This is a genomic window from Aneurinibacillus terranovensis DSM 18919 (assembly GCF_000430625.1).
In the GTDB taxonomy this organism is placed as follows: Bacteria; Bacillota; Bacilli; order Aneurinibacillales; family Aneurinibacillaceae; genus Aneurinibacillus_B; species Aneurinibacillus_B terranovensis.
Map to the genome: position 1 here is coordinate 45519 of NZ_KE387174.1, position 12464 is coordinate 57982.

12 protein-coding genes are annotated in these 12464 nt (G+C 50.1%); all 12 read left to right on the forward strand.

Features of this window, described 5'->3' with window-relative positions:
* The first annotated feature begins 127 nt into the window (after positions 1 to 127).
* The 12 genes from H525_RS0119065 to H525_RS0119120 all read left to right on the forward strand — a co-directional run bounded on the left by H525_RS0119065 (position 128) and on the right by H525_RS0119120 (position 12456).
* Positions 128 to 904, forward strand: coding sequence for a CheR family methyltransferase (locus H525_RS0119065; protein WP_027417490.1), 777 nt, complete (start codon positions 128 to 130; stop codon positions 902 to 904).
* A gap of 196 nt (positions 905 to 1100) precedes the next feature.
* On the forward strand, positions 1101 to 2261 hold the full coding sequence (aroC, locus tag H525_RS0119070) for a chorismate synthase (protein ID WP_027417491.1): 1161 nt from the start codon (positions 1101 to 1103) through the stop codon (positions 2259 to 2261).
* Between the two features lie 2 nt (positions 2262 to 2263).
* Complete coding sequence (aroB, locus tag H525_RS0119075) at positions 2264 to 3376, forward strand: 3-dehydroquinate synthase (RefSeq protein WP_027417492.1); 1113 nt, start codon at positions 2264 to 2266, stop codon at positions 3374 to 3376.
* Positions 3377 to 3772 (forward strand): chorismate mutase, encoded by a 396-nt coding sequence (aroH, locus tag H525_RS0119080; protein ID WP_027417493.1) that lies wholly within the window; start codon positions 3377 to 3379, stop codon positions 3770 to 3772.
* Between the two features lie 257 nt (positions 3773 to 4029).
* Positions 4030 to 5547 carry an anthranilate synthase component I gene (trpE, locus tag H525_RS0119085; RefSeq protein WP_027417494.1) on the forward strand — a complete coding sequence of 506 codons (1518 nt, stop codon included), beginning with the start codon at positions 4030 to 4032 and terminating at the stop codon, positions 5545 to 5547.
* On the forward strand, positions 5540 to 6565 hold the full coding sequence (gene trpD, locus H525_RS0119090; RefSeq protein WP_027417495.1) for an anthranilate phosphoribosyltransferase: 1026 nt from the start codon (positions 5540 to 5542) through the stop codon (positions 6563 to 6565). The genes trpE and trpD overlap by 8 nt, the downstream gene beginning before the upstream one ends.
* Positions 6555 to 7367, forward strand: a complete 813-nt coding sequence (gene trpC, locus H525_RS0119095) for an indole-3-glycerol phosphate synthase TrpC (RefSeq protein ID WP_027417496.1) — start codon at positions 6555 to 6557, stop codon at positions 7365 to 7367. The genes trpD and trpC overlap by 11 nt, the downstream gene beginning before the upstream one ends.
* A complete protein-coding gene (locus H525_RS0119100; protein ID WP_027417497.1) occupies positions 7364 to 8092 on the forward strand; it encodes a phosphoribosylanthranilate isomerase in 729 nt (242 codons plus the stop codon). Before trpC ends, H525_RS0119100 begins: the two co-directional genes overlap by 4 nt.
* Positions 8073 to 9278, forward strand: a complete 1206-nt coding sequence (gene trpB / locus H525_RS0119105) for a tryptophan synthase subunit beta (protein WP_027417498.1) — start codon at positions 8073 to 8075, stop codon at positions 9276 to 9278. Before H525_RS0119100 ends, trpB begins: the two co-directional genes overlap by 20 nt.
* Positions 9275 to 10096, forward strand: a complete 822-nt coding sequence (trpA, locus tag H525_RS0119110; RefSeq protein ID WP_081413510.1) for a tryptophan synthase subunit alpha — start codon at positions 9275 to 9277, stop codon at positions 10094 to 10096. Before trpB ends, trpA begins: the two co-directional genes overlap by 4 nt.
* A 37-nt stretch (positions 10097 to 10133) precedes the next feature.
* Entirely contained in the window at positions 10134 to 11213 is a 1080-nt protein-coding gene (hisC, locus tag H525_RS0119115; protein WP_027417500.1) for a histidinol-phosphate transaminase, read from the forward strand.
* A gap of 145 nt (positions 11214 to 11358) precedes the next feature.
* Positions 11359 to 12456, forward strand: coding sequence for a prephenate dehydrogenase (locus H525_RS0119120; RefSeq protein ID WP_027417501.1), 1098 nt, complete (start codon positions 11359 to 11361; stop codon positions 12454 to 12456).
* The last annotated feature ends 8 nt before the right edge of the window (positions 12457 to 12464 follow it).

Genomic DNA, 12464 nt, shown 5'->3' on the forward strand with positions numbered 1-12464 from the left:
CCCTGCAGAAAAAGGACGAGCGGCAACGCCCGCGAGTTTTTCTCATTTTTCCTGTACAATAAGAAGGAGAAGGCGAACATTGCACGAATAAATAGAAAATGGTTTGGGAGACAAAGGGGATGTGGCGATGGAAGATAAAGATTTTCTCCAATTTATAGAGAAAGTAAAGAAAAAAACAGGCATTGACCTGGCATTGTATAAAGAGGCACAAATGAAACGCAGATTGACTTCGTTGCGGATGAAGCGGGGATTCAATGATTTTTCCGGTTTCTTTGAAGGAATGGTAAAAAATCCGGAACTGTTTAACGAATTTTTGGACCGGATGACGATTAACGTGTCCGAATTTTTTCGTAATCCGAGCCGATGGAAGGTGCTGGAAACAAAAATCATTCCCCGCCTGCTGAAGGAAAAAGGAAAGATTAAATGCTGGAGTGCGGCTTGTTCAACAGGCGAAGAACCGTATTCACTCGCGATGTTATTTTCGCGGTTTATGCCGCTTTCCCAAGTGGATATAACGGCGACCGACCTTGACGAGGGCGCCATTGCCAAGGCGAAACGCGGCCTTTATGCCGAACGTTCTTTGCAGGATGCGCCGCCGGATTTGGTAAACAAATATTTCCGCAAAGAACCTCCGATGTTTGCGATTTCTGACGAGATCAAGCGAGTGATCAAATTTAAAAAACACAACATGCTTGCCGACCCTTTTGACAAAAATTACGATTTAATCGTCTGCCGGAATGTCATGATTTATTTTACGGAAGAGGCGAAGAACGAACTCTACCATAAATTCAGCGATTCTTTGCGGCCCGGCGGTGTGCTGTTCGTCGGTAGTACCGAACAAATTTTTCAGCCGCAGCAGTACCGTTTTGAGTCGGAGGACACGTTCTTTTACAAAAAAGTATAGGTGGCTGGAATGGAATGGTCCGTTTTATTTTTTGTACGTCTTTCCTTTGCGAGGAAGCTGCAACTGACCGTGTTCTGCCAAAAAAGGGGTACCCTGTCCGAAACATCTGGGTAGCTCGACATTCCCCCCCTATGATTTTCCGAATTGCTATACTATAATAGCACATAAAAGCGTTAAAGGATGGGAGAGAAAATTCATGCGTTATTTAACAGCAGGAGAGTCACACGGACCACAACTAACCGCAATTATTGAAGGGGTTCCCAGCAATTTGCCCCTTTCCATTGAGAAAATTAATGAACAATTGCTGCGGCGGATGAAAGGGCACGGCCGTGGGCGGAGGATGCAAATCGAAAAGGATGAAGTAAAAATCGTTGCAGGCGTTCGCCATGGAAAAACAACCGGGGCGCCCATTTGCCTCGTTGTGGAAAATAAAGATTGGACGCACTGGGAAAAAATTATGAGTGTGGAGCCGATCGATGATGAGGAAGATAAGCGCCGTGTAGCACGCCCTCGCCCGGGTCATGCGGATTTGAACGGGGCTCTGAAATACAATCAGCGTGATATGCGAAATATTCTTGAGCGGTCCAGCGCCCGTGAAACAGCGATTCGTGTAGCAGTCGGGGCGGTAGCCCGCCAATTGTTAGAACAATTCGACATTGTTGTTGCAGGTCAAGTGCTGCGCATTGGAGAAGTGGAAGCCAAACGGCTTCAGCTTGATCTTAAAGAGTTAATTCGCGTCACAGAGGAATCCCCTGTGCGCTGCGCCGATCCGGAAGCTACACAGAAAATGATGGATTTAATCGATAAGGCAAAGGCGGACGGCGATTCTCTTGGCGGTATTGTCGAGGTGCAGGCGGACGGTCTTCCGGTCGGGCTGGGAACCCATGTGCAGTGGGATCGCAAGCTTGACGGGCGCCTTGCCCAGGCCGTTATGAGCATCCAGGCATTTAAAGGCGTCGAAATCGGTATCGGTTTTGAAGCCGCTGAACGTCCGGGATCCCAGGTTCACGATGAAATCATTTTAAATGAACAAGGAACGTATACCCGTGGCACGAATCGGGCGGGTGGACTTGAAGGCGGAATGACGAACGGGATGCCAGTTGTTGTTCGCGGGGTGATGAAGCCCATTCCAACGCTATACAAGCCGTTGAATAGCGTGGACATCGATACGAAAGAACCGTTCGCCGCCAGCATCGAGCGTTCGGATAGCTGTGCGGTTCCCGCCGCGAGTGTGGTGGCCGAGGCTGTCGTGTGTTGGACGCTGGCCGAAGCGATCATGGAAAAATTCGGCGGGGACTCGCTAGAAGAGATGAAAGATAACTACAAGCGATATGTTGAATATGTGGAGAGGTTTTAAAGATGGAAGATACCCGGTCATTGAAATGCCTTGAAGTCGCTTTAGGGGAACGGTCCTACCCGATTTGGATCGGCCCGGGTGCGGTCGATGAATTGCCCCGCCTTTTCAGGGAACAGGGGATCGGCACGAACAGGCGGCTGTTTATAATTACAGATGAGAATGTTGCCCCCTTGTATTTGAACAAGGTTGAACATATGTTGACCGTTGCAGGTTATATCGTATCGCACGCTGTCGTTGCCGCGGGTGAAAAAGCAAAAAGTTTACCCGTATTTGAACAGATGATCACCCGTGCGCTAGAAGCGGGGCTTGACCGCAAATCTGTTTTTATTGCCTTGGGCGGCGGGGTAGTCGGGGATTTGACAGGTTACGTAGCCGCCGCGTACATGCGAGGTGTAGACTTCGTACAGGTGCCCACCACTTTACTGGCACACGACAGCAGTGTGGGCGGCAAGGTCGCGGTTAACCATCCGCTGGCCAAAAATGTGATTGGAGCTTTTCACCAGCCAAAATTTGTTGCGTATGACACGGCTCTACTTACGAGCCTGCCTGCGCGGGAAGTGGCAGCCGGCTTTGCCGAAGTAATTAAGCACGGCCTGCTGTGGGACGAATCGTTCGTAACGTGGATAGAAGAACATGCGGCGGGTTTACAGGCGCTTGACCACTCGCTGCTCCAGGAAGCGATTTACCGGGCCTGCAGCATTAAAGTGGCCGTTGTGTCGAAAGATGAGCGGGAAAGCGGCCTGCGCGCGATTTTAAACCTTGGGCACACGTTTGCCCACGCATTTGAATCACTCACAGGGTATGGAACAATAAACCATGGAGAAGCTGTCGCCATTGGTATGGTGGCTGCCGCCCGTCTGGCTGAAAAACTCGGATTGGCTGAAAATATTAGCCGTCGAACGCAAACCATTCTGGAAGATTTCAAGCTGCCCGTACGGTTAACCGAAGATTTAGACATCCCAACCATTATTGAAGTCATGCGCCGCGACAAAAAAGGGGAGAACGGGAAACTTGTATTTGTTCTGCCCGCTGCAATCGGCAAGGTTGTCATAAAAAAAGATGTGCCGGAAGCACCGGTGTGTGAAGTGCTACATGAATTAAAAGGAGGAAGCTAAATGGCTGTACGTGGTGTTCGCGGTGCGATTACCGTGCCTGCAAACGAGGAAAAGGAAATACTTAGCGGAACGGAAACGTTAGTTCGAAAAATGATTGAAGTCAACGAAATTGAAGCGGAAGATGTAGCCAGTGTCGTTATCACGGTTACTCAGGACTTAAACGCTGCCTTTCCGGCACGGGCTGTCCGCTGTATTTCCGGGTGGGATCTCGTCCCTCTGATGTGTTCGACAGAGATTTCCGTTCCGGGCGGTCTGGAGCGGTGCATCCGGGTGATGATGCTTATCAATACGGAAAAAACGATTGGGGAAATCCACCATGTCTTTTTAGAAGGTGCCGTTGTTCTGCGCCCGGATTTACACGCTAGAGAAAACAACTTGAAAGAAAGTAAGTGTTGACAGAAAAGTAGAACACATTTATTATAAAAACAACCATAAACAGATATGGTAGAGCAAGCAGAGTTGAGAGATAGACCGACAGAACAGCCCGCCGTTATCGGCCGTTAAGTGTGAGTTGAGAAGAGTAGAGCCTGAGGAGAGACATAATCTGTTTGTATTGAACGGGATACGTCTGTCCGGAGCGTTGTGCTCCGGACTTTATTTGCATATTTTCCTCCAAGGCCCTCTTCATCATGAAAGAAGAGGTGAAGCGCCAAATGTATACTCCAACTGTTGATGAAGTGCTCGAACTTCGTCAAACATACAACCTGATCCCGATTCGCTATACGTTTTTAGCCGATCAGGTTACCCCGATTCAGCTGTATCAGACGCTTCGCGCGGACGATACGTTCCTGCTCGAGAGTGTAGAAGGCGGGGAGCGCTGGGCCCGCTACTCCTTTATTGGCATCAATCCATTTCAAACCGTGAAAACGAAAGACACGACGATTGAATTCACACACCGCTGCGGGAAAACGGAAAAAATGGAGGGCAATCCCCTGGAACTGTTGCGTTCCCGGATTTCCCATTACCGCAGCCCGCAGGACAGTCAATTGCCGCCATTTACCGGAGGGGCAATCGGCTTTCTCGGGTATGATACGATGCAGCATATTGAAAAATTGCCGAAACCCAAAAAAAGTTCGCTGCAGCTTCCGGATATCCATATGTTTTTTGTCGACGAGGTCATTGCATACGACCATTTGAAACAGGAAGTGCAGGTCATTGTCAATCTGTATGTCGAAGAACAGGCGAATGAAGGAGAAATTAAATCCGCCTATGAACAATGCTGCAGGCGCATTATGGAAATTGTCAAACAAATGACAGAACGTTCCTTTTCCTTGCAGCGCGTCGATAATATTCCAAAGTCGGTCGAACCGATTCCGGTTGTTAGCAATATTTCAAAAGAAACTTATCTGGAAATGGTGCGCCGGGGAAAAGAATACATTGCAGCAGGCGATATTTTTCAGGTTGTGCTGTCCCAGCGGTTTCAAGCCCCTGCAAAGTCCGACCCGCTGTTTGTCTACCGGATATTGCGCGTGACAAACCCTTCCCCCTACATGTACTATTTTCAAACGTCAGATGCAACAGTTGTCGGCACTTCGCCGGAATTGCTCGTAAAAGTCACCGGGAATAAAGTGGACGTCCGCCCGATCGCGGGCACCCGGCCGCGCGGAAGTGACCAGGCCGAGGATGAACGGTTAAGGGAAGACCTTCTGGCAGATGAGAAAGAGCGGGCTGAACATTTGATGCTGCTTGACCTGGGGCGCAATGATGTGGGCCGAGTTTCACGTTTTGGCAGCGTTGAAGTGAGCGAACAAATGGTGATCGAATTGTATTCGCGTGTCATGCATATGGTTTCACATGTAAGCGGGCGGCTGGCAGAAGGGAAGGATTCCTTTGATGCCCTGCTGTCATGTTTCCCGGCCGGGACCGTTTCAGGGTCGCCGAAAATCAGGGCGATGGAAATTATTAATGAACTCGAACAGGAATCCCGCGGCATCTATGCCGGTGCCATCGGATATTTTAGTTTCAATGGAAATCTTGATTCTTGCATTGCAATTCGAACCATTGTGTTTCAAGGCGGCCAGGCATATGTGCAGGCCGGGGGAGGCATCGTAGCCGACTCGATTCCGGAAAATGAGTATGAAGAGACGAGAAATAAGGCAAGGGCCATGTTTCATGCATTGAGTTTAGCAGAGCAAATGATGAGAGTAGAGGAGATGAGCGTGGATGTTTAAAGACCTTCTGCACCGGGTTGTGGCCGGTGTATCGTTAACACGCGAGGAAGCGAGTCTCGCGATGCGTCTGATTATGGAAGGGGAAGCGACTCCCCTGCAAATCGCAAGCTTTTTAACGGCACTTCGCATGAAAAATGAAACGGTGGAAGAAATGGTTGGTTTCGTACAGACGATGCGAAACAAGGCAGCGTCCATTGATACATCGCGCGACTATTTGCTTGATACATGTGGAACCGGCGGGGACGGCGGTATTTCATTCAATGTTTCTACCGCTTCTGCCATTGTAGCGGCGGCAGGCGGAGTGCGCATCGCCAAGCATGGAAACCGGGCCGTATCCAGCAAGAGTGGGAGCGCCGATGTACTCGAAGCGCTCGGTGTAAGCATTACGTTAACGCCGGAGGAGGCAACCCGGTGTCTGGAAGAGACGAACCTGTGCTTTTTGTTTGCTCCCCAGTACCACCAGGCGATGAAACATGCGGTAGAGCCCCGCAAACAAATTGGGTTTCGCACCGTTTTCAATCTGCTTGGCCCGCTGACCAATCCGGCAGGAGCTGACCGTCAGCTGATTGGAATCTACGACCACAATCTTGGGCATAAGGTTGCCGAAGTTCTGGCTGAGATGGGTGTCAAGCGTGCGCTTGTCGTTACGGGAGAAGACGGGCTTGATGAAATTAGCATTAGTGGTCCGACCCATGTGGTCGAACTCGACCACGGAACCATTGCAGACTACCGGATTGAGCCTGATATTTTCGGTTTGCCCACCTATCCGCTGCAGGCAGTAGCGGGCGGGGCCGCAGATTTGAACGCTAAAATTATTCGGGCGGTGCTCAACGGTGAAAAAGGGGCATATCGCGACATTGTGCTACTCAATGCCGGAGCAGCCCTGTATTTAAACGAGCAGGTTTCATCGATTGGCGAAGGGGTCAAACAGGCAAGGGATGTTATTGACTCAGGGAAAGCGAAACAAAAGCTGCAGCAGCTTATAGAGGTAACAGGAGGTGTCAGCCATGCTTCATAGAATTGTCGCGCAAAAACAGCAGGAAGTGGCTTTATTAAAAGAACGGCTTACCGTCCGGGATATGGAGCAGCATATTGCGGCACTTCCTCCGTGTATTTCGATGAAAGAACGTTTTCGCAACCGTACGCGTCCTGTCGGTGTGATTGCAGAAGTTAAAAAAGCATCGCCTTCCAAAGGAGTAATTCGGGAGTATTTCGATCCGGTTGACATTGCCAGTCGATATTCGGATGCAAATGTAGAAGCGATTTCCGTTTTAACCGACCAGACTTTTTTTCAGGGTGATGTATCCTATCTTGCTGCAATAAAGCATAATCTCACAAAGCCTATCCCTCTTTTGCGCAAAGACTTCAACATCGACCCGCTGCAAATTTATGAGGCAAGGGCCAATGGGGCGGATGCGGTTCTTCTCATCGCGGCCATTCTCGATAAACAGCGAATGAGTGAACTGGCGCGTGAAGCGGGCAATGTAGGCCTTGAGATTCTCGTGGAAGTGCATACGGAACGTGAACTTGACGGCGTGTTAAGCAGCATTGAACCGGATTTACTCGGCATTAACAACCGCGATTTAAAAACGTTTACCACCTCGCTGTCGAATACGTTCCGGTTAATTACCAAGATTCCTTCGTCTATAATAAGAATCAGTGAGAGCGGAATCCGCACGAAAGAAGATATTGCCCTGCTGCATCAATCCAATGTGGACGGTGTTCTCGTCGGGGAAACATTTATGCGTCAGGCTGACGTTACCGGTGCTGTGTTCAACCTGGTCGGGCCTGCACCGGTGCAAAAGGACGTTCTCGTATGACCGGTTTGTTTACGAAACATCCGCTCGTCAAAATATGTGGAATCACGCAGGCTGATACGATTACAGAAATTGTTGAACGGAGGCTGTCCGTCGATTGGCTCGGTTTTGTCTTCGCTCCAAGCCGCCGGCAGGTTGCCCCGTCGCGCTGGCAGGAGCTGGCTGGCTTGATTCCATCCGATATAAAAACCGTCGGCGTGTTTGTCGATCCGGCGCTGGAAGAAATCGCAGCTGTTTTTAACACGGCGCGGCTTGATATCGTTCAGCTTCACAGTGAAGCTTCCCCGGCTTTTTGTCAACGCGTAAAAGAACAATTTGGCTGCCAATTAATTAAGGTGTTTGGGATTAACGAACCTGGCGGCATGCAGCATAACTCTGACAATCCCTGTGACGATGAGGAATATAAAATCAGCTCTGTGCTTGATTCTTACCTGGGAATCGTCGATTATGTACTGCTAGATACTGTTACAACGTCTCAGGCAGGGGGAACAGGCAAAGCGTTTGCGTGGGATGAAATGACCCCATACCGTGCATGGTGCGAAACCCACGGGTTGCCGCTTATCGTTGCCGGGGGCATCAACGAGCGAAATGTTGCCGAACTGGTACGAAAATATAATCCCGACGGTATCGATGTTTCAAGCGGGGTAGAAACCGATGGCAGGAAAGACGCGGACAAAATTCAAACTTTAATAGAAAGGGCGTTATGCGATGAACGGAGCAGAGCTTGAAAAGAAAATAAGAGGAAGATTTGGCGCTTTTGGCGGCCGCTATGTTCCGGAGACGCTCGTCAATGCGCTCGACGAGCTGGAAACCGCCTATGAAAAAGTGATGACCGACCCCGGATTTCAGAAAGAACTGTCTGCATTTCTGCGCCAATATTCCGGTCGGCCGACTCCGCTTTATTTTGCCGAACGCCTCACGGAAAAAGTGGGAGGTGCGAAAATCTACTTAAAACGGGAAGATTTGAACCACACCGGCGCGCACAAAATCAATAATGCGATCGCGCAGGGCTTGCTCGCGAAGTACATGGGAAAGACGTCAATTATCGCTGAAACCGGTGCCGGTCAGCACGGAGTGGCTGCGGCTACCATTGCGGCACGGCTTGGTATGTCATGCAAAGTATTTATGGGTGAAGAGGACATGAAGCGCCAGAAGCTGAACGTATTTCGTATGGAAATGCTTGGTGCGGAAGTGGTACCGGTGTATTCCGGCACTCGGACACTAAAAGATGCCACGAGTGAGGCGATCCGCTACTGGGTAAGCACGGTTGATACGACGTTTTACATGATTGGCTCGGTTGTCGGTCCCCACCCTTATCCGCAGATGGTTCGCGATTTTCAGCGGATTATTGGAGACGAGACGAAAGAGCAAATCCTCACACAAGAGAATCGCCTGCCCGATTATATCGTGGCCTGCGTAGGCGGGGGCAGCAACGCAATGGGCATATTCTACCCGTTTATAGCCGACAAAGAAGTTGCCCTTATCGGCGTTGAAGCCGCAGGTGTCGGGATTGACACCGATAAACATGCCGCCACTTTTTCCAAGGGGAGCCGAGGAATTATTCATGGAGCGATGACGTATCTCCTCCAGGATGAATACGGCCAGATTATTGAGCCCTATTCCATTTCCGCTGGTCTTGACTACCCGGGGATTGGTCCGGAGCACTCCTACCTGCATGACAGCGGCCGGGCAGCATACCGTCCGATAACCGATGATGAAGCGCTCGCCGCCCTCCATTTGTTGTGCGAGGTGGAAGGAATTATCCCGGCTCTCGAGAGCGCCCATGCGGTGGCGGAAGCGATAAAGATTGCACCTGAGCTGGATAAAGACAGCATCATCGTTGTGTGCCTTTCAGGCCGTGGAGATAAAGATGTCACGCAAATCTATGAAAGAGAAAAGGGGGAGCAGGCATGATAACGAGTACTGGAGGCACGAAACGAATCGAGGGTGCGTTCGCAAAAGGGCGGCAGGCATTCATCCCTTTTATTACGGCCGGTTTCCCGACACCTGAAACAACCCTTTCGCTTGGGCTCGCCCTGCAGGAAGCAGGAGCCGATTTACTTGAGCTTGGTGTGCCGTATTCGGATCCTCTTGCCGATGGGCCGACGATCCAGTTTGCTTCCGCACAGGCTCTCACCCACGGTGTTACCATTCAGCGGGTGATTGAACTGGCGGGAGCGATGCGGGAAAAAGGGGTAACCATTCCGATTATTTTATTTACGTACTATAATCCGGTGTTGCGCTACGGGATTGACCGTTTATTTGAGGAAATGGCTGCTGCGGATATAGACGGTATTCTTATCCCGGATTTGCCTTTCGAAGAAGCGGAGGAAGTGGAAGAGATCGCTGCCAGGTATGGCCGTCCTCTCATCTCGCTGGTTGCTCCGACCTCGCAGAAGCGCATTCAAATGATCGCCTCCCGTGCCCGTGGGTTCCTGTACTGTGTCTCTTCGCTCGGTGTAACGGGTACTAGAAAAGAATTGGGAGAGCATATCGTCCCCTTCCTTGAAGAAGTGAAACGCTATTCAGGTGTTCCTGTTGCGGTTGGGTTCGGAATTTCAAGCCGTGAACAGGCCGAGCGGCTGGCGCCATACAGCGACGGGTTTATTGTCGGCAGTGCTCTGATTGAAAAAATCCGTGAACTTTCACCCCGGCTGATCGCTCCTGATTCTTTGGAGGAGGCGTTGAACGACGTAAAAATATTTGTAAAACAGCTTCACTCTGCGGTATGATGAAAGGAATAGACTGCATATTTAATGAGGTGAATATATGATTCCTAAATCGCAGATTGTAAATTTACCAGTATATGAACCCGGCAAACCAATTGAAGACGTAAAGCGGGAGCTAGGCCTCACCGAGGTGATTAAACTCGCGTCCAATGAAAATCCGTTTGGATATTCACCTAACGTACGCGAAGCTCTGCTTTCGCAATTAGACCATCTGCCGATTTATCCGGATGGGGCCTGTCTTGAGTTGCGCGAAGCGGTCGCCTCGTTTCTTGGTGTGAAAGGCGATGAACTTGTTTTTGGCAACGGATCCGATGAACTTGTTGTCCTCATTACGCGTGCCTACTTGCAGGGCGGCACCAATACGATTATGGCTGTGCCAACATTCTCGGTATACAAAACGAACGCGGAGATTGAAGGGGCGGATGTCATTGAAGTACCGTCGATTGAAGGGGCGCACGATCTCGACGGCATGCTTGCCAAGGTTGACGAGCGGACGCGCGTGATCTGGATTTGTAACCCGAATAACCCGACGGGTACGATGATAACCGAAACCGAACTGGTCCGTTTTTTGAATCAAGTTCCGGATCACGTACTCGTAGTTCTTGACGAAGCGTACAGTGAGTACGTGAAAAGTGAGGAATATCCGAACTCAATTAAGTTGATGGACGAATACAAGAATCTTATTATCCTGCGCACCTTCTCAAAAATATATGGGCTTGCCGCCCTGCGCGTCGGTTATGGAATTGCCAGCGCCGAAATCATAGATAAGCTTAATCGCGTACGTGAGCCGTTTAATGTCAATCATCTCGCACAAAAAGCCGCACTGGCTGCGCTGGCGGACCAGGAATTTGTCCGGAGTTGTCAACAGGCCAATGCCGAAGGATTGCAGCAGATGTATGCCGGGCTTGATGAGCTCGGTGTCAAATACTACCGTTCCGAAACGAATTTTGTTTACATTATGCCGGAGCGGGATTCAAGGGAAATCTTTAATGAAATGCTGAAGTTGGGCATTATCATCCGCGCATTTCCCGAAGCAATCCGTGTGACGGTCGGCAGCCGCGAACAGAATGAGAAAATGCTGGCAGCGATGCGGGCAGTGTTGACTCCAACCGCTTCCTGAGCGGGCGGATTAAAAATCTCCTTCAGTCATGGAGTGGCCTTTATAACCGGAGGTCACTCCATGCTGTATAGCAGATGCATCGTCTGAATTTTGTTGCCAAGCTTTCTTTACAGGGGAATTACGAGTGGAGGGTTTAGACAGAACGATGAGACAGGTAGCCATTCTTGGAGTGGGGCTTATTGGCGGTTCGCTGGCTCTTTCCTTAAAAAAGCACGAAGACGTACATATTACCGGTTTTGATGTAACGGAAGATAATTTACGCATGGCCCAATCCCTCGGGGTGATCGACAGAGGGACAACGCAATTGGCTGAGGCGGTCGCCGCAGCTGATTTTATTTTTTTGTGTGCTCCCGTCGGAAAATTGCATGAATTGATTTCCTTTTTGCGGTATACTCCATTGAAAAAAGGAGTCGTCATTTCCGATACCGGGAGCACAAAGGCGTGCATTATGGAGATGTCGGAGGGGTTTGCCAGCAGAGGGGTTTATTTTGTCGGGGGACATCCGATGGCTGGCTCGCACAAATCCGGAGTGGAAGCATCGAATGAGCGCCTGTTTGAGAATGCGTATTACGTACTAACACCGGCCGCTGACACGCCTCCGGAGGTAATTGAGCAGATGAAGGAACTTCTTGCTCCAACCCGGGCGAAGGTGATTGTGCTGGACGCGGGGGAACATGACCGCATCGTCGGTGCAATCAGCCACTTTCCTCATATTATCGCCGCTACCCTTGTTAACCAAGTTGCCGGTTACGATGACGGAAATGACTGGTACAGGCGTCTTGCCGCAGGCGGCTTTCGCGATATTACACGCATTGCGTCGAGCAACCCGCGGATGTGGCGGGACGTACTGCTGAACAATCGTACGGTGATGATTAACCTGGCTCGGGATTGGAGGAGTACACTGGATGACATTATCTCGCTTGTAGAAAAAGCAGACGGCCCCGGAATAGAGAAGTTTTTTGCGGCGGCCCGTTCGTTTCGTGATCAGCTTCCGGAAAAACAAAAAGGAGCGATCCCGCCGTATTTTGAGTTGTATGTGGATATTCCCGACCATCCCGGTATCATCGGGAAAATTACGACAATGTTGGGCGAACACGAAATTAGCATCACCAATATACACATTCTCGAAACCCGTGAGGATATACTCGGCGTTCTACGCGTCTCTTTCCGTAACTTTGAAGAGATGGAAGCTGCCGACGATGTATTGAAAAAAGCAGGATACCAGACATATCAGCGAGAGTAGGGGGTTAT

Excerpts from the sequence above, each read along its gene's own strand:
- trpC (WP_027417496.1), top strand. The coding sequence starts at position 6,555 with ATGCTTCATAGAATTGTCGCGCAAAAACAGCAGGAAGTGGCTTTATTA.
- trpB (WP_027417498.1), top strand. The coding sequence starts at position 8,073 with ATGAACGGAGCAGAGCTTGAAAAGAAAATAAGAGGAAGATTTGGCGCT.
- H525_RS0119100 (WP_027417497.1), top strand. The coding sequence starts at position 7,364 with ATGACCGGTTTGTTTACGAAACATCCGCTCGTCAAAATATGTGGAATC.
- trpE (WP_027417494.1), top strand. The coding sequence starts at position 4,030 with ATGTATACTCCAACTGTTGATGAAGTGCTCGAACTTCGTCAAACATAC.
- H525_RS0119065 (WP_027417490.1), top strand. The coding sequence starts at position 128 with ATGGAAGATAAAGATTTTCTCCAATTTATAGAGAAAGTAAAGAAAAAA.
- trpD (WP_027417495.1), top strand. The coding sequence starts at position 5,540 with ATGTTTAAAGACCTTCTGCACCGGGTTGTGGCCGGTGTATCGTTAACA.
- trpA (WP_081413510.1), top strand. The coding sequence starts at position 9,275 with ATGATAACGAGTACTGGAGGCACGAAACGAATCGAGGGTGCGTTCGCA.
- aroC (WP_027417491.1), top strand. The coding sequence starts at position 1,101 with ATGCGTTATTTAACAGCAGGAGAGTCACACGGACCACAACTAACCGCA.
- hisC (WP_027417500.1), top strand. The coding sequence starts at position 10,134 with ATGATTCCTAAATCGCAGATTGTAAATTTACCAGTATATGAACCCGGC.
- H525_RS0119120 (WP_027417501.1), top strand. The coding sequence starts at position 11,359 with ATGAGACAGGTAGCCATTCTTGGAGTGGGGCTTATTGGCGGTTCGCTG.
- aroH (WP_027417493.1), top strand. The coding sequence starts at position 3,377 with ATGGCTGTACGTGGTGTTCGCGGTGCGATTACCGTGCCTGCAAACGAG.
- aroB (WP_027417492.1), top strand. The coding sequence starts at position 2,264 with ATGGAAGATACCCGGTCATTGAAATGCCTTGAAGTCGCTTTAGGGGAA.